The sequence below is a fragment of the Nocardioides jensenii JCM 1364 = NBRC 14755 genome (genome assembly GCF_001552535.1).
Taxonomy (GTDB): domain Bacteria; phylum Actinomycetota; class Actinomycetes; order Propionibacteriales; family Nocardioidaceae; genus Nocardioides; species Nocardioides jensenii.
Genome location: NZ_BCRJ01000006.1, coordinates 84,822 through 106,947 on the forward strand (window position 1 = coordinate 84,822; position 22,126 = coordinate 106,947).

The 22,126-nt window shown below is 69.8% G+C and carries 19 protein-coding genes; 12 read left to right on the forward strand and 7 right to left on the reverse strand.

Translation table 11 applies throughout. The annotated features are described in order from the left end of the window. Window positions 1–33: 33 nt before the first annotated feature. From NJ4_RS03620 to NJ4_RS03645, 6 genes are all read left to right on the forward strand, one after another. The gene (locus NJ4_RS03620) at window positions 34–1,257 is read left to right on the forward strand and encodes a M15 family metallopeptidase (RefSeq protein WP_067430313.1); all 1,224 of its coding nucleotides are present in this window, start codon (window positions 34–36) and stop codon (window positions 1,255–1,257) included. A 78-nt stretch (window positions 1,258–1,335) separates the two neighbouring features. Beyond that, window positions 1,336–2,301 (forward strand): NADPH:quinone oxidoreductase family protein, encoded by a 966-nt coding sequence (locus NJ4_RS03625; protein ID WP_067430316.1) that lies wholly within the window; start codon window positions 1,336–1,338, stop codon window positions 2,299–2,301. A 49-nt stretch (window positions 2,302–2,350) separates the two neighbouring features. After that, on the forward strand, window positions 2,351–2,701 hold the full coding sequence (locus tag NJ4_RS03630; protein WP_067430318.1) for a VOC family protein: 351 nt from the start codon (window positions 2,351–2,353) through the stop codon (window positions 2,699–2,701). 39 nt (window positions 2,702–2,740) lie between these two features. Next, window positions 2,741–4,699 carry a M13 family metallopeptidase gene (locus NJ4_RS03635; RefSeq protein ID WP_067430322.1) on the forward strand — a complete coding sequence of 653 codons (1,959 nt, stop codon included), beginning with the start codon at window positions 2,741–2,743 and terminating at the stop codon, window positions 4,697–4,699. 52 nt (window positions 4,700–4,751) lie between these two features. Further along, window positions 4,752–5,543 (forward strand): 2-phosphosulfolactate phosphatase, encoded by a 792-nt coding sequence (locus NJ4_RS03640; RefSeq protein ID WP_067430325.1) that lies wholly within the window; start codon window positions 4,752–4,754, stop codon window positions 5,541–5,543. Window positions 5,544–5,609: 66 nt separating this feature from the next. Beyond that, entirely contained in the window at window positions 5,610–5,897 is a 288-nt protein-coding gene (locus NJ4_RS03645; RefSeq protein WP_067430328.1) for a DUF2268 domain-containing putative Zn-dependent protease, read from the forward strand. Between the two features lie 57 nt (window positions 5,898–5,954). On the opposite strand, the gene NJ4_RS03650 is transcribed toward NJ4_RS03645, so the two are convergent. Then, window positions 5,955–7,613 carry a hypothetical protein gene (locus NJ4_RS03650; protein ID WP_067430331.1) on the reverse strand — a complete coding sequence of 553 codons (1,659 nt, stop codon included), beginning with the start codon at window positions 7,611–7,613 and terminating at the stop codon, window positions 5,955–5,957. A gap of 125 nt (window positions 7,614–7,738) precedes the next feature. Here NJ4_RS03650 and tpx point away from each other — a divergent pair, with 125 nt between their 5' ends. Next, window positions 7,739–8,233, forward strand: a complete 495-nt coding sequence (tpx, locus tag NJ4_RS03655; protein WP_067430333.1) for a thiol peroxidase — start codon at window positions 7,739–7,741, stop codon at window positions 8,231–8,233. A gap of 143 nt (window positions 8,234–8,376) precedes the next feature. Then, a complete protein-coding gene (locus NJ4_RS03660; RefSeq protein ID WP_067430336.1) occupies window positions 8,377–10,581 on the forward strand; it encodes a RecQ family ATP-dependent DNA helicase in 2,205 nt (734 codons plus the stop codon). Window positions 10,582–10,726: 145 nt separating this feature from the next. Here NJ4_RS03660 and NJ4_RS03665 read toward each other — a convergent pair whose 3' ends face one another. The 3 genes from NJ4_RS03665 to NJ4_RS03675 form a co-directional block, all read right to left on the reverse strand. Beyond that, the gene (locus tag NJ4_RS03665; protein WP_082748147.1) at window positions 10,727–12,319 is read right to left on the reverse strand and encodes a DHA2 family efflux MFS transporter permease subunit; all 1,593 of its coding nucleotides are present in this window, start codon (window positions 12,317–12,319) and stop codon (window positions 10,727–10,729) included. Between the two features lie 97 nt (window positions 12,320–12,416). Continuing rightward, on the reverse strand, window positions 12,417–12,905 hold the full coding sequence (locus tag NJ4_RS03670) for a glutathione peroxidase (protein ID WP_067430340.1): 489 nt from the start codon (window positions 12,903–12,905) through the stop codon (window positions 12,417–12,419). Window positions 12,906–12,925: 20 nt separating this feature from the next. Further along, a complete protein-coding gene (locus NJ4_RS03675; RefSeq protein ID WP_067430343.1) occupies window positions 12,926–14,050 on the reverse strand; it encodes a GTP-binding protein in 1,125 nt (374 codons plus the stop codon). 134 nt (window positions 14,051–14,184) lie between these two features. Here NJ4_RS03675 and NJ4_RS03680 point away from each other — a divergent pair, with 134 nt between their 5' ends. The 4 genes from NJ4_RS03680 to NJ4_RS03695 all read left to right on the forward strand — a co-directional run bounded on the left by NJ4_RS03680 (window position 14,185) and on the right by NJ4_RS03695 (window position 19,841). Next, window positions 14,185–15,204, forward strand: a complete 1,020-nt coding sequence (locus NJ4_RS03680) for a M28 family metallopeptidase (protein ID WP_067430346.1) — start codon at window positions 14,185–14,187, stop codon at window positions 15,202–15,204. A gap of 53 nt (window positions 15,205–15,257) precedes the next feature. Further along, window positions 15,258–16,346, forward strand: coding sequence for a hypothetical protein (locus tag NJ4_RS03685; protein WP_157550661.1), 1,089 nt, complete (start codon window positions 15,258–15,260; stop codon window positions 16,344–16,346). Between the two features lie 79 nt (window positions 16,347–16,425). Beyond that, window positions 16,426–19,146: a DEAD/DEAH box helicase gene (locus tag NJ4_RS03690; RefSeq protein WP_067430352.1), complete on the forward strand. Its 2,721-nt coding sequence runs from the start codon at window positions 16,426–16,428 to the stop codon at window positions 19,144–19,146. Window positions 19,147–19,214: 68 nt separating this feature from the next. Further along, the gene (locus NJ4_RS03695) at window positions 19,215–19,841 is read left to right on the forward strand and encodes an SWIM zinc finger family protein (RefSeq protein ID WP_245644434.1); all 627 of its coding nucleotides are present in this window, start codon (window positions 19,215–19,217) and stop codon (window positions 19,839–19,841) included. A gap of 41 nt (window positions 19,842–19,882) precedes the next feature. On the opposite strand, the gene NJ4_RS03700 is transcribed toward NJ4_RS03695, so the two are convergent. From NJ4_RS03700 to NJ4_RS03710, 3 genes are all read right to left on the reverse strand, one after another. Next, window positions 19,883–20,794, reverse strand: coding sequence for an MBL fold metallo-hydrolase (locus NJ4_RS03700; protein ID WP_067430357.1), 912 nt, complete (start codon window positions 20,792–20,794; stop codon window positions 19,883–19,885). Window positions 20,795–20,856: 62 nt separating this feature from the next. Beyond that, entirely contained in the window at window positions 20,857–21,438 is a 582-nt protein-coding gene (locus NJ4_RS03705) for a hypothetical protein (RefSeq protein WP_067430360.1), read from the reverse strand. A gap of 97 nt (window positions 21,439–21,535) precedes the next feature. After that, complete coding sequence (locus NJ4_RS03710; protein ID WP_067430363.1) at window positions 21,536–22,114, reverse strand: class I SAM-dependent methyltransferase; 579 nt, start codon at window positions 22,112–22,114, stop codon at window positions 21,536–21,538. Between the last annotated feature and the right edge of the window lie 12 nt (window positions 22,115–22,126).

Below are 22,126 nucleotides of genomic sequence, written 5' to 3' on the forward strand. Positions count from 1 at the left end.
CACTACACTCTCCGGGTTCGGGGAGGAACCACCATGTTCGTACGACGTCGCGCCACCGCCGCCGCACTGGCGACCGTGTGCGCCTTGAGCCTGCTCGCGGCCTGCGGTGACAAGGACGGCGACAAGGCGGACGCCGACCCGTCGTCGTCGCAGTCGGCGAGCCAGTCGACCGGTGGCACACCGAGCGAGTCCGGTGACGCCATCCCGGTCGCCGACCCCGAGCACGCGGTGGACCAGCCGGGGCCGTTGAAGGAGTCTCTCGAGATCGCCGACATCCTCGTCTACAGCACCAAGCCGCTCTCCGACGAGATCATCGACCGCATCAAGAAGGTCAAGGGCGTCGAGGTCACCGAGCAGTTCTCACTGGCGTCGGTGCCGATCGAGAACCGTGTGGTCACCCTGGCCGCCGTCGATCCGGCCACGTTCCGCAGGTTCACCGTCTCCGGCAAGCAGGAGGAGATCTGGGGGCGGGTGGCCGGCGGTGAGCTGGCCACGAAGCAGGCCACCGGCAAGCGCATCCAGGACAAGCAGGCCTTCGTGCGTCTCGGCGCCGACAAGGACGCGCCGTCGGTGCACGTCGGTGCGTACGCCGACCCGCCGTACGGCGTCGACCTCGTGGTCAACCAGAAGTGGGGCGAGGAGCTGAAGATGGTCGAGGGGAACGCGATGGTGATCGCGACCGGCTCGGCCTCGCCCCAGTCGGTCCGCAAGCCGCTGAAGAAGATCATCGGCGACGCCGACGTCTCCATCCAGATGCTCGACGTGGTCGCCCGCGAGGGCCTGGACCCCAATGCGCGGCAGACCGCCGTGCCGACCGGCACCTCCGTCGGCGCCGCGGTGGGCGTCTACAACTACCGCGTCGTGGGCGGGCGGGTGATCCCCGACGCCGGCTGGGTGGCGGCCAACATCCGCACCGAGGACGTCCCGATCCTGGGCAAGGTGACCTGCCACAAGGCGATGCTGGTGCAGCTGCGCGCCGCCCTGACCGAGGTCGTCGAGCAGGGGCTCGGCTCGAAGGTCTACCAGACCGCCGGATGCTTCTACCCGCGCTTCATCGCCGGCACCACGTCGCTCTCGAACCACGCCTTCGGCATGGCGATCGACATCAACTCCGCCGAGAACGGTCGGGGCACGGTCGGCCAGATGGACCCGGAGGTCGTGCGCATCTTCAAGAAGTGGGGCTTCGGGTGGGGCGGCGACTGGAACTACACCGACCCCATGCACTTCGAGCTGGCGCAGATCGTCGACGTCCAGTGAGCGGCGCCTGACCGACGATTGGCCTGCGAGCCACGGCCCGCCGACACGAAGACCGGGCCGGATCGTAGGCTGCCAGCCATGCGCGCAGTCCAAGTTGTCAGTCTCGACGGTCCCGAAGCTCTCGTCGTCAACGACGTCCCCGAGCCCACCCCCGGCCCGGAGGAGGTGCTGGTCGACGTCCACACGGTCGGTGTCTCCTTCCCCGACCTGCTGCTCAGCCGCGGGCAGTACCAGCTGAAGCCCGAGCCGCCGTTCACCCTCGGCGTCGACTTCGCCGGCACCGTGGTCGAGTCGGCTCACGGGTTCGCGGCCGGACAGCGGGTGGCCGGCGTCCTGTCGCACGGCGGAGCCGCCGAGCGCACGGTGGCGCACCACAGCGTGGTCTTCCCGCTTCCCGACGGACTCTCCTTCGAGGAGGGCGCGGCGCTGCCGATGAACTACCTCACCGCCCACTTCGCGCTGGCCGTCCGGGCGCAGCTCGAGGCGGGTGAGACCGTCCTGGTCCACGGAGCCGCCGGAGGCGTGGGGACGGCGACGATCCAGGTCGCCAAGGCGTACGGCGCCCGCACCATCGCCGTGGTCTCCACGGACGAGAAGGCCGAGATCGCGCGGCAGGCCGGAGCCGACGACGTGGTCCGTCTCGAGACCTTCAAGGACGAGGTCAAGGCACTCACCGACGGCAGGGGGGTCGACGTGGTCCTCGACGTGGTGGGTGGCGACATCTTCACCGACTCCCTGCGCAGCCTGGCCCCGTTCGGCCGGCTGCTCGTGGTCGGCTTCGCCGCCGGCCAGGGCATTCCCGAGGTCAAGGTGAACCGGCTCCTGCTCAACAACATCGACGTGCGCGGAGTCGGCTGGGGCGACTACGCGATGAAGCGGCCCGGCTACATGAAGGAGCAGTGGGCCGCGATCACGCCGTACCTCGAGAACGGTGCGATCAAGCCGCCGATCGGCACGACCTACGCGATCGAGGAGTTCGGGCAGGCGCTCCTGGACATGGACCAGCGCAAGACCCTGGGCAAGTCGGTCATCATCGTCCGGTAGGGCGCGCTCCAGGGTGGTGGATGTCGGTGCACATTCCTAGGCTGGCCTGATGACCACACATCACGCGATCTCCTACATCGAGCTGGCGGTCAGCGACCTCGCGGCGACCAAGACCTTCTACGCCGACGCGTTCGGCTGGTCGTTCAACGACTACGGCCCCGAGTACGCCGGCATCCGGGCGGCCGACGGCGAGGGTGAGGTGGGCGGGCTCAACGCCACCGCGACGCCGAGCGCCGGCGGCCCGCTGGTCCTGCTGTTCTCCGACGACCTCGACGCCACCCTGGTCGCGGTCGAGGCCGCGGGAGGACAGATCACCAACGGGCCCTACGACTATCCGGGCGGGCGGCGCTTCCACTTCACCGACCCCAGCGGCAACGAGCTGGGCGTCTTCGCGACCTGAGCAGCGCACCCGTTGGGTGGCATGCCTTAGTGTCTTTGCGTGAGCATTCTCGACGACGCCCGCCCGGGCATGAACCCTGACATCCGTCCGCAGGACGACCTGTTCGGACACGTGAACGGTGTCTGGCTCGACACCACCGAGATCCCGAGCGACCGCTCGAGCTGGGGCCCGTTCGTGCAACTCGCCGACGCCGCCGAGGAGCAGGTCCGCGAGATCATCTTGGACTTCGCGGGGGCCGATCCGAGCCGGCTGACCGGCAGCGGCGCCAAGATCGCGGCGCTCTACGCGTCGTTCATGGACACCGCCACCGTCGACCAGCGTGGCCTCGCCCCCGTGCATCCGCTGCTCAACGCGGCGTCCGGCCTGCGCGACGCCCGCGACCTGGCCGCCTTCATCGGTGAGTTCGAGCGCGTCGGCGGCGCCGGCCTCTTCGGGTCGTTCGTCGACACCGACGACCGCAACTCCGACCGCTACCTGTTCAACATCGGCCAGGGCGGGCTCGGGCTTCCCGACGAGTCCTACTACCGCGACGAGAAGTTCGCCGAGATCCGCGAGAAGTACGTCGCCTACCTCGAGCGCCTCCTCGGCCTGGGTGGTGTGGACGACCCGGCCGGATCGGCCCGCGCGGTGCTCGAGGTCGACACGTTGCTGGCCAAGGGTCACTGGGAGCGCGCGGAGACGCGTGACGTGCAGAAGACCTACAACCTCACGACGTACGACGAGCTCGTCGCACTGGCCCCGAACTTCGACTGGAAGGCCTACGTCACCAACCTCGGTGGCAATGACCTGACCCTGGCCGAGACGTGCGTGCGTCAGCCGTCCTACCTGAAGCACCTCTCGACCGTGCTCGAGGAGGTGCCGATCGAGAAGTGGCGGGCCTGGATGCTCAGCCGCGTGCTGCGCTCGGCCGCGCCCTACCTGCCCGACGAGTTCGTGCAGGCCAACTTCGACTTCTACGGCCGCACCCTCAACGGCACCCCCGAGCTGCGTGAGCGGTGGAAGCGCGGGGTCGCGTTCGTCGAGGGCGCGATCGGCGAGGCCGTTGGCGAGGAGTACGTCGCCCGGCACTTCCCGCCGCGCTCGAAGGAGCTGATGGACGAGCTGGTCGCCAACCTGCTCACGGCCTACCGGGTCTCCATCGAGGCTCTCGACTGGATGACCGAGGAGACCAAGCAGCGCGCCTACGAGAAGCTCGACACCTTCCGTCCCAAGATCGGCTACCCGGAGAAGTTCCGCGACTACTCCGCCCTGCCGGTCAGCGCAGACGACCTGATCAGCAACGTGGCGGCCAGTGCTGCCTTCGAGACCGACCGCCAGCTCGCCAAGATCGGCTCGCCGGTCGACCGTGACGAGTGGTTCATGCTGCCGCAGACGGTCAACGCCTACTACAACCCCGGCACCAACGAGATCTGCTTCCCTGCCGGCATCCTGCAGAAGCCGTTCTTCAGCCCCGACGCCGACCCGGCCGAGAACTACGGCGGCATCGGCTCGGTGATCGGCCACGAGATCGGTCACGGCTTCGACGACCAGGGCGCGCAGTACGACGGCGCCGGCAACCTCAACGACTGGTGGACACCGCAGGACAAGGCGGCCTTCGAGGTCAAGAGCAAGGCGCTGATCGCCCAGTACGACGGCTTCGAGCCGCGCAACCTGCCCGGTGAGCGGGTCAACGGAGCGTTGACCGTGGGCGAGAACATCGGCGACCTCGGCGGCCTGACCATCGGCCACAAGGCCTACCAGCTCTCCCTGGGCGCACCCGTCGAGGGCGAGCCGGCCGATCCCACCGGCTCGCAGCGACTGTTCATGAACTGGGCCTACTGCTGGCGCACCAAGCGCCGGGCCGAGCAGGACCAGCAGTACCTCACCATCGACCCGCACAGCCCGCCGGAGTTCCGCGCCAACATCGTGCGCAACCTCGACGAGTTCCACACCTCGTTCGGCACCACCGAGGGCGACGGCCTCTGGCTCGACCCCGACCAACGGGTCCGGATCTGGTGACCCGGCCGGTGGTCGAGCAGGTCGCCCCGCGACCGGGTCGCGATCAGGACACATGACCGAGTTCGACCCGGCGCACACGCAGGCGCCGTACGCCGTCCGCTTCGACTGGGGTCCGGTCGGGGCGGCGGCGGCGATCGCCCCGGGCGGTGCGTCGTACGCCGTGGTGGTCGACGTGCTCTCGTTCACGACCACGGTGACCGTGGCGGTCGAGCGGGGCATCGAGGTGCACCCTTCTCCGTGGCGTGACACGCGGGCCAAGGAGTTGGCGATGCGGTTGGGCGCCACCCTGGCCGTCGGCCGGTTCGAGGCCCTGGCCCTGGAGGGCCGGCACGTGTCGCTCTCACCGGCGTCGATGCAACAGGTCACCGGCATCACCAAGCTGGTGCTGCCGAGCCCGAACGGCTCGACGATCAGCTTCGACCTGGTCGACTCGGGCAGCATCGTGCTCGCCGCCAGCCTGCGCAACCGCAAGGCTGTCGCTGCCCATCTGGCGACCGCGCTCTGGTCGAAGCACGGTGCCCACGCGCCGACGCTGACGGTGATCGCGGCGGGGGAGCGCTGGGCCGACGACTCCTTGCGTCCGTGTGTCGAAGACCTGTGGGGAGCGGGCGCGGTGTTGGCCGGTCTGGTCGACCTCGGCGTCGAAGGACTCTCACCGGAGGCCCGGGTCGCCGAGCAGGCCTTCCGCGCGGTCGAGCCGCGTCTTGTCGCCGAGATCGCGGCCTGTGCCAGCGGACGTGAGCTCACGGAAAAGGGCTTCGCCGACGATGTCGAGGTGGCCTCTCAGCTTGACATGAGTGACGCCGTACCGGTCCTGACCGGGGAGTCGTTCACCGCTGCCTGAGGCGCCTGGTCGCCAGAGCGCAACAACGGTGATGGCGAGGCTGCCCCACATCAACCAGATGGACATGTGGTCAAGGTGAACCCGGCCGGCTCCATCCCTGAGGTCGGCGTCGGGGGCTGCACCGACAGTCACGGAGATGTCTTCATCTCGATCGACGACACCCCACGCGGCGGGCTGCGGGCCGCGCTGAGCACGTGGATTCCGGCGACCGTGGCCCACGAGCTTCACCACAGCAGCCGGACCCGGACGGGTCCCGGCTACGGCACCACCCTTGGTGACGCCTTGGTGAGCGCCAGCACCCGGGTGATCCTCGAGCCCTACGCGCGGCCTGCGAAGGCGCACAAGCATTCGTGAGGGCCCGCGGGCGACAGCCCGACCCCGCCAACTCGACGAGTGTGTTCGGCCGGATGCCTAGAGGTCCGAGCTCTCGAGGGCCCGCCACTCCCCGTTCGCGTCGGGAGCCAGGCCTCCGGTCCAGTTCCTGCTCTGGTCCTCCGGGTCGAAGATGACGGTGCGGATGATGTCGCGTCCGTCCTCGCCGATCGCCCAGACCTTCTCCACCACGCAGACCCCGTGCTGGGGGAATTCCTGGGCCGCCTTGGGGACCCGGCTGGCCCGGCCCCACGCCGCAGCGTCCGGGTCGGCCAGCGACCACGTCGGCCGACACAGCTCGTCGGGATCATGGTTGCCCGTGAACCGGACCAGTTGGCTTCCGTCCGGTGTGACGCCTATGCCGTCGCCCTCTTCGATCGCAAGGCCGAGCCGGGTGAACCGCCCCTGTCCCGAGTGCCAGGTGAAGATCCCGTTGGAGCCGTGGGCGACGCCGGTGCCGTCGGCCATGGCCAGCGGAGTCGAGCCGGGTTGGTCGATGTCCTTGGTGAGCCAGTCGTGCCCGTCATCGGTGGCCAGCAGGATCCCGTGGGTGGGACGCCACCGGCCGAGGAGTTCGTTGTCGTCGGCACCGCACGTGACCATCACCATCGCTCCCGGTATGTCGGTGTCGCCGTATCGCCCACCCGTGGGTGAGACGGCACGGCAGACCGTGCCGCTCGGCGCGACGGCGACCACTTCGGGCCTGCTCCATGAGTCACTGCCCGACTCGAGCACCTGGGCGGTGACGTGCTCTCGGTCGGTGGAGGAGATCGAGACGGTGCTGCCGTCGGGCAGGTCGATGTCGAGGGTGGTGATGCCGGAATCGCCCTGGCTGTCCGGGACCTCGATGCGCTGCGACTCCGCCTCCTCGACCCGCCAGCTGTCGCCGTCGAGGACGAACGAGCTCACGTAGGCGGCGTCCAGCTCGCTGATGTCGTCGGAGACGTCTGCGGTGGTGAACCTGACTTCGTCGTCATGGAGCTCGGCGTCCTCGACGGCACAGCTGCGGCCGTCGTCATGGGTCGCGGTCGCGGCGACCTCCTCGACCTCCCCGCTGCCCGGAGCCGCGGCGTACAACACGGTGGCGCAGCCGGGGCCCTCCTCACGGCCCGACAACAACAGGAGGGTGCCGTCGCCCCGCGCCAACATCACCCGGTCGTCGCCGAGCTCCGGCAGCGCAACCTCGGAGGAGCCCTGCTCAAGACTCCAGAACGACATGGTGTCGTCCGCGACCAGGAACCAAGCCTGCTCCCCGTCGTCGTCGAACCTCGTGGTGGAGAGCACGTCGTCGGCCGGAACCGCGTCGGCACACGTGGTCTCATGGCAGATCACCTGGACCGTGTGCTCCGGTGCGTAGTCGTCGTCGAGCTCGCGCTCCCGCCAGTAGTCGGCATCGATGGCGACCGAGTCGCCCACACTCTCGACCTGGAAGCCGTGGGTCCACCTGTCGGAGGCCTCATGGACCTTCGTCGGCTCGGTCCACCCGTCGTCCTTCTCGCGGAACTGGACGAAGAGCTTCTGGTTGTCGGGCGAGCTCACCCGGACCTCGGTGCCGTTGTCGAGGGTGGTCTCCTCCACCAGCGAGGCGGCCAAGGGCTCGGCGTTGTGCTCCCGTTCGTCGTCGCCGCAGGCCGCCAGGGGCGCAGCGAGAGCGAGGAGCAGGAGGGCAGTGCGACGATGCCGGATCAAGGGATGCATGGCGTGATGTTGCCCGTCCGCCTCCCTTCAAAACGGGGACCGTCCGGTCCGGTGTCTCCGCGGCCACGTGCACCAAGGACTGACCACTGCGCGTCGGGTTGGCCGTGACCGTGTAGGAATGGGGCATGGCTACCACTGCACTCAAGGGAAACCCCGTCAACACCGTCGGCGAACTGCCCGCCGTCGGCTCCGCCGCTCCGGCGTTCGACCTGGTCGGCGAGGGCCTCGCGCCCCTCGCGTCCGGCGACGTCTCCGGACGTACCGTCCTGAACATCTTCCCCTCCGTCGACACCGGGATCTGCGCGGCCAGCGTGCGCAAGTTCAACGAGCTCGCCGCCGGCCTGGAGAACACCACCGTCGTCAACGTCTCCGCCGACCTGCCCTTCGCGCAGGCCCGCTTCTGCGGTGCCGAGGGCATCGAGAACGTCAAGGTCGGCTCGGCCTTCCGCTCCTCGTTCGGCCAGGACTTCGGCGTCACCCTGGCCGACGGCCCGATGGCCGGGCTGCTGGCCCGCTCCGTGGTCGTGCTCGACGAGGACGGCACGGTCGTGCACAGCCAGCTGGTCCCCGAGATCACCACCGAGCCCGACTACGACGCCGCCATCGCCGCCCTCTCCTGATCAACTCCGCCCCGTTGCAAGGCGGGGTCACGGTCGCTCCACACGCGTTCTGACTCGTGTGGAGCGACCACACCACCGCACCAGTGCGGAGGTCTGTGGATGGGCGTCAACGACTGTCGTCTCACGCTGGTAGACATGCGGACATGCCTTCGCTCCCTGCCACCTCCGCCCCCGACGACGTACGCCGCTCCGCACGCACCGACGCCGAACGCCACCTCAAGGCGCTGGTCGGTCGTGATGACGCCGAGCTGCGCGACGACCAGTGGACCGCGATCGAGGCGCTGGCCGTCGACAAGCGCCGGGCCCTGGTGGTGCAGAAGACTGGCTGGGGCAAGTCGGCGGTCTACTTCGTGGCCACCGCGCTGCTCCGCGCCCAGGGGGCCGGCCCGACGGTGATCGTCTCGCCGCTGCTGGCCCTGATGCGCAACCAGATCGCGGCGGCCGACCGGGCCGGCATCAAGGCGGTGACGATCAACTCCACCAACATCGACGACTGGTCCCGCATCGAGACCGCGATCCATGCCGGCGAGGTCGACGTGCTCCTCGTCTCTCCCGAGCGGCTCAACAACCCCGGCTTCCGCGACAACGTGCTGCCCCGGCTGGCCGCCACCACCGGTCTGCTCGTGGTCGACGAGGCCCACTGCATCTCCGACTGGGGCCACGACTTCCGCCCCGACTACCGCCGCATCCGCACCATGCTCGACGACCTGCGCGAGGGCATCCCGGTGCTGGCCACCACCGCCACCGCCAACGAGCGGGTCACCCTCGACGTGGCCGAGCAGCTGGGCCACGAGGTGCTCGTGCAGCGCGGCTCCCTCGATCGCGAGTCGCTGCACCTGGCCGTGGTGAGGCTCAAGACCGCCGAGCAGCGACTCGGCTGGCTTGCCGACCACCTCGGCCAGCTCGAGGGGTCGGGCATCATCTACTGCCTCACCGTGGCCCAGACCCAGGAGATCGCGGCCTTCCTGCGGGCCCGCGGGCACACGGTCGCGGCCTACTCCGGGCAGACCGAGACCACCGAGCGCGAGGCCCTCGAGGCCGACCTTGCCACCGGACAGGTCAAGGCGCTGGTGGCCACCAGTGCACTCGGCATGGGCTTCGACGCCACCCTCGGCTTCGTGATCAACGTCGGGGCGCCCTCGTCGCCGGTGGCCTACTACCAACAGGTCGGCCGCGCCGGGCGCGGCACGCCTCGCGCCGACGTGGTGCTGTTGCCGGCCCTCGAGGACCGCGACATCTGGAAGTACTTCGCCTCCCTCGCCTTCCCACCCGAGCCGCAGGTGCGTCAGGTGCTCTCCGCGCTCGCAGGCTCGCAGAAGCCGCTGGGCACTCCCGCGCTCGAGACGTACGTCGACCTCGGTCGCTCACGTCTCGAGATGATGCTCAAGGTGCTCGACGTCGACGGAGCCGTGCAGCGGGTCCAGGGCGGCTGGGTCTCCACCGGCCAGGAGTGGTCCTACGACCAGGAGCGCTACGACCGCGTCAAGCAGGCCCGCGACCGTGAGCAGCAGGCGATGCTCGACTACCTCGACACCGACCAGTGCCGTATGTCGTTCCTGCGCGGACAGCTCGACGACGAGGTGCCCGCGCCATGCGGTCGCTGCGACAACTGCGGGGGAGTCTCCTTCGACGCCGAGGTCTCGGCGGCCTCACTCGACGAGGCGCACACCCAGTTGACCCGGCCCGGGGTCGAGATTGCTCCGCGCAAGATGTGGCCCACCGCGCTGGCCAATCTCGGCATCGACCTCAAGGGCAAGATCACCGAGGGCGCCTCGACCGGGCGGGCGGTGGCGCGGCTGACCGACCTGGGCTACGGCCAGGCGCTGCGTGACCTGTTCCGTGAGCCGGCACCCTCCGTCGCCGAGATCGACCCCGAGACCGGGCTCCCCGTCGACCTCGGGGGCACCGCGGACGGCGACGCAGCGTCGTCCGGCACCGACGGACCGGTTCCGGTGCCGCTGGTGAAGGCGGTGATCGAGGTGCTCGGCGACTGGAGGCCGAGCGTCGACGCCATCGTTTTCGTCGAGTCCCAGCGCAAGCGCCAGCTCACCGCCGACTTCGCCGAGGGGCTCTCCCGCTTCCTGCACGTGCCGGTGGCGGGTCGGTTCGCGATCGTCGATCCGTCGGTCGCGCCGGGGCGGGGGTCGGCGAACTCGGCGCAACGGGTGGCAGCGGTGCTGCGTCGCTACGAGTTGCAGGGCGATGGCCTCGACGGGCTCGATCAACAACGGGTGCTGTTGCTCGACGACCTGATCGACACCGGCTGGACGATGACCGTCGCCGCCCGTGCGCTCCGGGCTGCCGGAGCGGTCGACGTGCTGCCCCTCGCGCTCGGCACTCGCGCCTGAGCGGGCCGTCCGCCGACTCTGGATCCACGCGGCCGTTGGCGAAGGGGTCCCGGTCTGAACAGCTCGTCGAAATACGGACAAGCGCGTGATCTGGTGTCATCGAGTGACACCGGATCACGCGCTTGTGGGTTGTTGCCCAGGTGGGTCAGTGACCGACCATGGCGGTCGGGTCGACCGGCTTCTCCGGGGGCTTGCGCGGCAGGAAGAACGCCGGGATCAGCACGCAGCCGACCAGGATCGTGCCGACGATGAACACCGTCGCGAAGGACGAGGCCATGTCGCCGGGCACCTGGTCCATCAAGGCTCCGAACTTCTCGGGCGAGAGCCCCTTGTCGGCCAGGAACGCCACGAACGCGTCGGAGCCCGAGGCGATCTCCTTCTCGCCGATCTTGGCATCCTTCAGGTCGGTGGCCAGGGTCACCGACGCGTGACCCTTCATCTCGTTGGTGAGGATCACCGAGAACAGCGCCGTGCCGATCGAGGCCGCCACCTGCTGGGTGATGTTCATCAGCGTGGAGCCGCGGGCGATGTTGTGGTCGGTGAGCGTGGCCAGCGCCGAGCTCATGATCGGCATCATCGTGGAGCCCATGCCCAGGCCCATCACGAACAGCGAGCCGAGGATGAACGCGTAGGACGTGTCGGCGTCGAGCTGGGTGAACATGCCCATGCCGATCGTGACCAGGGTGATGCCCACCATCACGACCTTGCCCGGGCCCTTCTTGTCGGCGATGAAGCCGGCGATGGGCATGGTGATCATGGCACCGATGCCCTGCGGGGCCAGCAGTACGCCGGCACTCAGAGCGGTCTCGTTGCGAACCTGCTGGAAGTAGAGCGGGAACAGCAGGCTGGCGCCGAAGAACGCGATCGCGAAGAGCGCCATCGCGACGACCGCGATGGTCATCTGGCGGTTCTCGAAGAGGCGCAGCTCCACCAGTGGGTGGATGTTGCGACGGTTCAGTGCCCAGGGCACGAACGCGACGATCAGGGCCAGGCCGAGGATCGCGGGGACGAGGACCTCGCGGTCCCACATGGTGCCGGCCTCGGGGATGCTCGAGACGCCATAGAGGAAGGCGGCGAGCCCCGGGGAGAGCAGGATCATGCCCAGCCAGTCGAAGGACTCCGACGGCTCGACGTGGTCCTTGGGCAGCACGATGAACGCGTAGACGAAGGCCAAGATGCCGATCGGCAGGTTGATCAGGAAGATCCAGTGCCACGAGGCCGCGTCGATCAGCCAGCCGCCGAGGATCGGGCCGAAGATCGGACCGAGCAGCATCGGGATGCCGAGGATCGCCATCACCCGACCGACGCGGTGCGGGCCGGCGGCACGGGTGAGGATCGTCATGCCCAGAGGCATCAGCATGCCGCCACCGAGGCCCTGGAGCACGCGGTAGATCACCAGCGTGTTGAGGTCGTCGGCGGTGGCGCAGAGCACCGAACCGGCGGCGAACAGCGTCACCGCGATCAGGTAGAGACGCTTGGTGCCGAACCGGTCGGCCGCCCATCCGGTCAACGGAATGACGGAGGCGAGGGCCAGCGTGTAGCCGGTCATGGTCCAGGCGACCTCGGCAGAGGTGGCGTCGAAGTCGTTCTGGAAGGTCTCGAGTGCGACGGAGACAACCGTGATGTCGAGGATGGACATGATCGCGCCGAGCACGACCACACCCGCCACGATCAGGACGGACTTGTCGAGCTTGTCGTCATCAGTGGGAGCGGTCGGCTCCGGGATCGTTGTAGACACCCACGAAGAATACGGAACGGATCCGTTTCATCGCCACCTACTTTCGGCCACCCTTCGGGTGACCTGGCTCACGGCGGTCAGGTGAGGGGCTCGCGGGTCAGGAAGTGAGTGCCTCCACGCCGTCGACGAGGCGCTGGTCGTCGGGGGTGACTCCCGGGCGGAACCGCGAGATGACCTTGCCGTCGGCGGCGACCAGGAACTTCTCGAAGTTCCACTGCACGTCGCCGGCCTCGCCCTCCTCGTCGGGAACCTTGGTCAGCTCCTGGTAGATCGCGTGCCGGCCCTCGCCGTTGACGTCGACCTTCTCTGTCATCGGGAACGTCACGCCGTACGTCGACGAGCAGAACTCGGCGATCTCGTCGGACGTGCCGGGCTCCTGGCCGCCGAACTGGTTGCACGGGATGCCCACGACGGTGAAGCCGCGCTCGGCGTACTTCTCGTGGAGTTGCTCGAGGGCGGCGTACTGCGGGGTGAGGCCGCATTTCGAGGCGACGTTGACGAGCAGGGCGGGCTTGCCGCCGGTGATCTCGCCGAGGGACGCGGACGTGCCGTCGAGGCGGGCGATGGGGGCGTCGAGGATGCTCATGCTGCGAGCGTAGCGGGGCGTCACGCACTGGCCGAGCGGGTGCCCAGCCAGGGGTCGAAGCCGTCGTCGACGCCCGCCCACCGAGCCAGCCCGGCGGCCAGCTCTGCCTCGGTCATCAGCGCCGCCTCGAGGTCGCGGATGACCTGGTTGCGCCGCTGGTCGCAGCCGGTGATCACCAGGCGTGTGCGGGGACCGCGAGTGGGTCGGTGGTCGGAGCTGCCGATGCTCAACTGACCACCGGACCCGGCCCAGAGCGCAGGGCAGTCGGGGTGGGTGGGCAGCCAGAAGGTGCCCCGGCCGAGGTAGGAGTGACCGCCGATCGAGTCGATGGACTCCATCAGCCGTGGCGGGTGGAAGGGTCGCCACGAGTCGACCATCACGGTCCAGACACCCGCTGCCTCGGCCGCGGGCGAGGTGCAGTCGGTCACCCCGTCGTCACTCACCCGGGCGGGCAGCCAGGCCGGCGCGGGCTCCGGGTACGACGCCCGTGCGGCGCGGGTGGCCAGGAGCTCGCCGGACGTGAGTTCGGTCGGGTCGGGAACGACGCCGACGTCGGGGGCACGGAGCTCATCGATCAACGCGCGTCCGGTGCGCTCGGTGGCCCCGTCGAGAACGACCAGATCGGCGCAGTCGAGGAGGTCGACCAGCACCTCGCCGACGGCCCGGGTGTCACCGGCATGCGCCTCGTCGTCGCGCTCGCGCAGCAGGTCGTCGCCGCACAGGTCCTCGAGCAGCGACGGTCCGTGGAGGGCGGCGACCACCGCGGCCATGCGGAGCCGTGGGCGTCGGGCGAGCAGCGAGGGCAACCCGTGGACGAGTGCGGACGCGTGGCAGCCCGCCGGCAGGCTGAGCACCAGCGTGCCCCAACGGCCGGACTCGGCCAGTCGGGCCAACGTCGGCACGATCTCGTGGCGCAGCGCGCAGGAGAGGCAGGTGTGGTCGAGCGGCACCGTGTCGCGTTCGACCACGCCCGTCGCGTCGGACACGACGCGGGTCACGGCTCCGCCGATCACGTCGATCTCGAAGCGGGCCAGGGCGGCGTCGGGCAGGGTCAGGGCAACGGCGGACTCGACCGTCTCCATGGAGGTCCGGGTCAGCCCGGCCAGGAGTACGACGGGGAGTTGGCGACTGGGGAACGAGCGCATGCCCCGACCCTAAATGAGAATCGTTCTCAAACACAACCCGTGGTCCGGCAAAAGTTAACGCGGCGCGATCCCTTGCCCGGCTTGGGGAATCAGTCCGATGGTGGGGCGGCACCCACACTCTCGGAGGATCACCCATGACACCCGCACGCACTCGCATCGCGGCCCTGACCGGCGTCGCCGCCCTGCTCGCAGGCTCGGCGTCCGCCCTCTCCGGCATCGCGCTGTCCGACCCTGCCAGCGCCCAACCCGACCCGGGCACCCTCTCCCTCCAGGAAGATGCAGCGCCGGACATCCCGGTCGAGGCGGTCGTGGCCCACCTCGACGAGCTGCAGTCGATCGCGGACGCCAACGGCGGCAACCGGTCCACCGGGCAGCGAGGCTATGAGGCGTCGGTCGACTACGTGCAGGCGCAGCTCGACGCCGCCGGGTTCGTCACCGAGGTCCAGTCGTTCAGCACCCGCGCCGGTACGTCGTACAACCTGATCGCCGACTGGCCGGGCGGCGACACCACGAGCACCGTGATGATGGGTGGCCATCTCGACAGCGTCGACGAGGGCCCGGGCATCAACGACAACGGCACCGGCTCCGCCGCGATCCTGACCACCGCGTTGGCGTTCGCCGAGGCGAACCCGGCGCCGGCCAACCACGTGCGCTTCGGCTTCTGGGGCGCCGAGGAGCTCGGCCTGCTCGGCTCCACCCACTACGTCGACAGTCTCTCCGCGACGCAGGTCGATGACCTGGCGGCGTACTTCAACTTCGACATGCTCGGGTCGCCGAACCCGGGCTACTTCGTCTACGACGACGACGCGAACGGCACCGCGCTGCGCGACAGCCTGACCGCGTTGTACGACGAAGCGGGGATCGAGTCGGACCACATCGACGTCGACGGCCGCTCCGACCACGCCGCGTTCATGCAGCGCGACATCCCCACAGCCGGCACGTTCTCCGGCGCCGAGGGGCAGATGACCTCCGCGCAGGCCGCGAAGTGGGGCGGACAGGCCGGCAGCGCGTTCGACCCGTGCTACCACGCGGCCTGCGACGACATCGACAACGTCGACACCGCCGCGCTCGACCTGAACACCGACCTGATCGCCGACACCTTGTGGGCCTGGGCCGACCACGACTTCGACGGCGGCCCGACCTCTGTCCACTAGTCGCTCGGGCGAGTCCCCGTTTGCGGGGCACCTGTCGGGGGATGCTGGTGCGCATGACCGATCAGACCTCCGGGGCGGACTCCACCTACCTCGCGCTCAACCAGCTCGTCACTGCCGGACAGCTGACCCCCTCCCAGGCGCAGGCGGCCCTGGACGCCACCCGTGCCACGGACGGACGCGCGCCGCTCTTCGCGAGCTCCACGGTGCCGGCGTGGCTACGACCCGACGTGCTGCTCGTGGCCTTCGGCACCTCCCTGCTCACCGCGGCGGTGGGTGTGTCGACGCTGTGGAGCCGTGAGGACGGCGACCTCGACTGGTCCATCTATGTGGTCGGGATCGGAGCGACCATCCTGATGCTGGCGGGTGCGGCGGCCGGGTGGTTCCTGGTGCGCGACTCCCACCGCAAGGCCGTCCTGATGTCGTGGCCCGGAGCGCTCGGCGCCGTCAGCGTGGGCCAGATGGTCGCGGTCGGCATGGACGACAACGCGGCCATGGTCTACGTGTCCGGCCTGCTGATCGTCGCCCTGTGTGCGGGTGGCTACTACCTGATCCGTCAGCCGGCCTTCGTCGTGGGCGCCATCATCGGGGTCTTCATGCTCTACGTCCAGGTCTTCGACGACGCCTACGGAGTCGACGACATCGAGGGCGACAACGTCGGCATCGCCATCGGCCTCATCGTCCTGGTGTTCACCCTCATGGTCACCGCCGGCGGGTGGCTGCTGCCGACTCGCGACCTGAGCGCGATCATCGCCGGGACGTTCGCGGTCGCGGCCTACGCGCTGACACTGATCGGCCTGATCGCAGCGACCGCCTTCACCATGGCGTTCTCCGGCCCCGGCTTCGAGGACGAACCGTCGGTGCCCGAGAACCCCTACAAGAACGACGTGTGGTTCCTGCTCGCGTTCGGCGTGCTGCTCAGCCTGACCTGGGCCGCCGCATGGTGGCTGCGTGGCCACGACGGCTACCGGATCCTCATCCTCGCGATGCTGGGGACGATCTTCCCGGCAGCCACCTTCGCGCTCGCCTCGGAGCACCCGACCTGGTGGGGTGTCGTCCTCGCCGTGCTCGGCGCTGTCGGGCTCGGGTTGGCCGTTGGTCGCGCGGTCGGGATCCTCGCACCACAGGTGCGCCGAACGCCCTGAGGCTTGGCGTCCGGGGGAGGATGTCGGCTGCACCGGCTAGCGTCGGTGGCCCGCACCTCGGTCGCCTGGGAGGCCCCGCTTGAGTTTCGTCCCCGTCACCGGTCCGGCGACCTTCCGGGTGGCCGACCCCGCCCGCGACAGCGTGGTGGAGTTCAGCGACGAGAGACGCACGGTGAGCCTGCCCATGCGGGCTGCCCTGCCGGTGCTCACGCGAGCCCGCGGGCGTGACGACGTCCACCCCAGCGTGGCGCTGCTGGCCGGTGCGGCGCTGCTCGGCATGCAGTTCGTGGCCAGAGGCTTGCTGGAGCCGGCCGCCTCCGGGTGGCGCATCGCCGAGCTCGAGGCCGCCGACGAGGACCGACTGCAGCTGCTCGCGGAGTCACGTCACGCCACCGGCTTCGCCGAGACGGCCGAGGTGGTGCGCGGTGTGGTCCACGCGGTCGCCGATGCGATGGCGCGCTCGGCCCCGGCGTCCTCCGTCGTACGCCGTGCAGGTGGCCCGGAGCGTCCCGCCTCGAAGCCCTACCCTCGACGCCAGCCCGCGGGCGACGTGACGCGTCGCATCCAGGAACGGGTGGCGCGACTGGCCTCGCCCGAGTCCGACGACCGGCCTCAGCTGGTGTCCCTGACCCTGCGCATGGAGGCCGACGAGGAGGAGCTGATCGGCGGCACCGTGCGGCTGGTGCTGCAGGTGCACGATGAGCAGGATCCCTTCCACTTCGCCGATGCCGCCCGGCTGTGGACCGAACGAGCCGGCGATGCCACCCACGGTTTCGGCTCGCGAGCCCAGATCCACGCCACCCAGGCGCTGCGCGGTGCGGCCGAGGCGTGGCCGGTGCTGGAGCGGCTGCTCGAGCTCCAGGTGCCCGACCAGATCACGCTCGACGCACTCGAGCTGAGCAGCCTCCTCGACGACGGACTGGGCGCGCTCAAGGCCCGGGGGGTCGACGTACTCTTCCCGCGCACGCTGGGTCGCGACCTCACCACGCGCGCCGAGCTCAAGCCCGGCGACGGCAAGCAGGAGGAGCCGTTGGTCGAGGGACTCTTCGGCACCGAGGCCTTGTTCAGCTTCAAGTGGCAGGTGGCGCTGCACGGCGACCCCCTCACCGACGACGAGATGGACCAGCTCGCCGCCGCCACCACTCCCATGATCAAGCTGCGCGACAACTGGATGCTGGTCGACCCCAAGACCGCCAAGCGCGCCAAGAAGCGGTTGATCCGCACCGCCAAGCCGGCCCAGGCGCTGGCCGCCACGCTGACCGGTCAGGTCGCCGTCGACGACGTCGACGAGAAGGTGATCGTGGGTGCGACGCTCGAGAAGGTGCGCGAGCGCATCATCACCGCCGCGACCCGTGAGCCCCTGGCCGCGCCGGCTGCGCTGCAGGCGACACTGCGTGACTACCAGCTCCACGGGCTGACCTGGCTGGCCGAGATGACCTCGCTCGGCCTGGGTGCCTGCCTGGCCGACGACATGGGCCTGGGCAAGACGATCACCGTGATCGCGTTGCACCTGCACCGCCGCGACCAGGGCGTGACCGGGCCCGTGCTGGTGGTCTGCCCGGCGTCCCTGCTCGGCAACTGGGAGGCCGAGATCAACCGGTTCGCCCCCGGGGTCGTCGTACGCCGCTTCCACGGCGGCGGGCGCTCACTCGAGGGGTTGACCGACGGCTTCGTGCTCACCACCTACGGCACGATGCGCGCCGACGCCCAGCCGAAGGGCAAGCGTGAGCTGGCGGAGGTGTCTTGGGACCTGGTCGTGGCCGACGAGGCGCAACACGTGAAGAACCCGCAGTCCTCGACCGCCCGCGCGCTGCGCACCCTGCCCGGCACCGCCCGCATCGCGTTGTCCGGGACCCCGGTCGAGAACAACCTCACCGAGCTCTGGGCAATCCTCGACTGGGCGATCCCGGGGCTGCTCGGCTCCCGCAACGCCTTCCGCAAGGTGTGGGCCGGGCCGATCGAGTCGGGGCTCGAGCCGACCAAGGCTCGCCAGTTCGCCGACCTGATCGAGCCGTTCCTGCTGCGTCGCCGCAAGTCCGACCCCGGCATCGCCCCCGAGCTGCCGGCCAAGACCGAGACCGACCACCCGTTGCGGCTGACCCGCGAGCAGACGGTCCTCTACGAGGCGCTGGTGCGCGAGTCCATGGACCGCATCGAGAGGGCCGACGAGCACGCCCGCCGTGGGCTGGTCCTGGCGCTGCTGACCGGGCTGAAGCAGATCTGCAACCACCCGGCCCACTACCTCAAGCAGGGCAATGCGCGCCTGGGTGGGCGCTCGGAGAAGCTCGAGCTGCTCGACGAGCTGCTCGGCACCGTGCTCGCTGAGGACGGTGCGGTGCTGATCTTCACCCAGTACGTCGCCATGGCCCGCCTCCTCGAGCAGCATCTCGCGCAGACCGGCGTGCCCACCCAGTTCCTGCACGGCGGCACCTCCGTGCGGGAGCGCTCGCGCATGGTGGAGCGGTTCCAGGAGGGTGAGACGCCGGTCTTCCTGTTGTCACTGAAGGCCGGTGGCACCGGCCTCAACCTGACCGCGGCCGACCACGTGATCCACTTCGACCGCTGGTGGAACCCGGCCGTCGAGGAGCAGGCCACCGACCGGGCCTACCGCATCGGGCAGACCCGGGCGGTGCAGGTGCACCGGTTGATCACCCAGGGCACCATCGAGGAGCGCATCGCCGAGCTGCTCGCCCACAAGCGCTCTCTGGCCGACTCGGTGCTGGCCCGCGGTGAGGCTGGGCTCACCGAGCTGAGCGACTCCCAGCTGCGCGACCTGGTGACGCTGCGGAGCTCCGATTGAGCGCGGTCACCCACCCTCGGTTCGCGCCTCGGCGGGGTTCGCGCTCGAGTCCGTGGTGGGGCAAGGCGGTGGCCCGTGCCGTCGAGGAGTCGGCCTACCACTCGACCGACCTGCGGGCCGGCCGAATCCTGGCCCGCGGAGGCAAGGTCGGCGCCATGACCGTCGACCGCGGCACCCTCTTCGCTGCTGTGCAGCAGGGCGACGACGCCTGGACCGTGTCTGTCGCCGTGCCGGTGCTCACCGTCGAGGCGACGGACACGTTCGTCGAGCTGGTCGCGGCCGAGTCGGGGCGCATCGCGGGCCTGCTCGACGGTGACCTGCCGCACCAGCTCGTCGAGGACGCCGAGGACGCCGGGGTCGAGCTGCTGCCCTACGGCAGCGAGTTCTCCGCGTCGTGCTCGTGCGAGGCCTGGGCGCAGCCCTGCCCGCACGGGCTGGCCGTGCTCACCCAGTTCACCTGGTTGATCGACGGCGACCCGCTCGCACTCCTGCACCTGCGCGGACTGTCCCGCGAGCAGCTGCTGGCCGCCCTGCACGACCGCACGTCCCGAACGCCCTCCGGTGCAGCGAGTGACCGCGACGAGGTCGACGAGGCCACCGAGGTGGACGTCGAGGTCGGGATCGACGCGGCTCGCCGCGCCGCTCGCATCCTCGAACTCCTGGAGCAGGGCGAAGACGTCACCTCGCTCCTCTGAGTCGCAGCGTTCCGCCGTGCTCGGCGGTCAGCTCGGTCGACTCAGGCCCAGGGGTCCTCGCGACGCCACACGGTCGGCAGGTGCAGGGCCACGCCATCTGCGTCGGCCAGCGCACCGAGCACACGCATGGTCACGTCGAGGTCGTCGCCCGCATAGGGCAGCGCCCGCAGAGGCCGGTCGAGCGGCCTGAAGAAGTCGTCCCAGTGGATCAGCACGACCCGCCGCGCCCCGACCGCGCGCACGGTCTCCTCCCAGAACGAGCGCAGGTAGTCGGCGCTCTGGATGCCGAGCTGTCCGACCCCCAGGTAGACCACCTCGGCCTCGCGTCCGTCCAGGGCGCCCGGCACGAAGCCCGCGCTGCCCTGCACGAGCATCGACGGCCCGGACGCGTGCCGGACGAGTGTCGACCAGGCCTCACCGCACCTGTACGCCGAGGCCCGAGCCGGTGTGGGCAGCGGGGCGTCGATCGGACCGGGGAAGCGGTCCGGTGGACAGTGGTGGCTCTCGATGAGGGTGACGGTGAAGTCGCCGTACGTCCGGTCCTCGTCCGGCGCCACCTGGTCCAACCGCGACGCGGGCAGTCCGTGACCGCGGCCGATGTTCATCGTCGACGATCCGCCGACCAGCTTCGCGCCAGTGCGCTCGGCGACGACGGCGGAGTCCATCGCGTGGTCGAAGTGACTGTGCACGGGCAGCACTGCGGCCAAGCGATCCACGCCGGCCCGGTTGAGCGAGGCGTCGATGCGGGCATCGTCGGGGGTGAGTGGGCGCAGCGCGACCTTCGGCAGGCTCGGCCGGCTGAAGAACCCGTCCGTCATCAACGACGTCTCGCCATCGGTGATCAGCAGGGTGCTCACGCCCAGGAACGTGACCGAGAGGTCGCCTGCGGCAGGCGGTACGTCGAAACGATCGGCGTACCTGTCGATGTCGGGTCGGCCCAGGCGCAGTCGCATGACCTGATGCTAGGCCGTGGAGGGTGAGCTGCAGCTCTCGAATCCAGCCGCCGAGGGCGGCGTCAGCCGAGACCAGCCAACGCCTTCTCGGCCACGGTGATCGTCGAGGTCCGCAGCTGGGCGACGTCCGACCCGTTCTTCGCCTCCACACTGAAGGTCAGGACTGCACTGTCGGTGCATGCCCGCAGCTGGGCCTCGACCTCGTCCGGGTCCTCGCTGGCCAGCCAGGTTGCTGAGGACGCGCCGGCCACGTCCACGGGCGCACCGTCCTGGCCGAGGTACCGCACCGGGATGCAGGTGAGGCCGCCCTCGAAGTCAGCGGCTCTCGAGAGCGCCAGCTCGACCTCCAGGTGGTCCTCGGCCTGCCAGTCGCAGTCCGAGCTGGAGAACTTCACGTCGTTCTCGTTGTGTCCGCCGAGGCCGGGCTCACCCTCGCCCACGGTGACGCCGTACGCAGTCTCGACGTCGGCGGCGCTGACCAGGTCACACGGTCGGGCATCGCCATCGGTCGAGGGGACGTTGCTCGAACCGACGCTCGAAGAAGGGGAGTCGGACGAGTCCGCCTCGGTGTCGTCATCGCCGTCTCCGCAACCGGTGAGCGACAGGGCGAGCATGGCCGAGGCGGTGGCGGTGAGCAGGCGCATGGGGATCTCCTTGCCAGGCAGATCGATGGGTCCGGTTCGTGACGCTAGCAGCGTGTGGCGCACGGCGAGGCGGAATCGCTGATGGACCTGGGGTCGGTCAGCCGCGGTAGACCGAGACCGCCCAGTCGCTGGCGTCGGTGAAGGGGTCGAGCTCCCACGTGCCGAACCGGAACTCGAGGGTCCAGCCGACCTGATCGGCATACCCGTCGAGGTCGTCGACCGACAGGGTGCGGTCGACATGGAAGCCGAAGACGGCACGGCCACCCGGCGCCAGCACGGAGGCCATCGCGGCCACCACCTCCGGCTCGGAGTCCGGCGCCACGAAGGTGATCACGTTTCCTGGGCACACGATCACGTCGAAGGTGCCGAGCTCGGGGCTGAGGTCGGCGAGATCGAGGACGCGCAGGTCCGTGTCTGGGTGCTGCTGGTGACCGGCCTCGATGAGCAACGGATCGACGTCGACCCCGATCGTCCGGTGCCCGGCCCGTCTCAGGGCATCGGCCACCCGCCCGGCTCCACAGCCGGCGTCGAGGATGCGAGAGCCGCGCGTGGCCATCGCGTCGACGAAGCGGGCCTCACCGTCGATGTCGTTGCCCTCGGCCGCGATCTTCACGAACCGTTGGCTGTATTCCTGGCGTTGCTCGGTGGACCTCGCGTCGAACCATCGGGTGCTCATGGTGCCGATCCT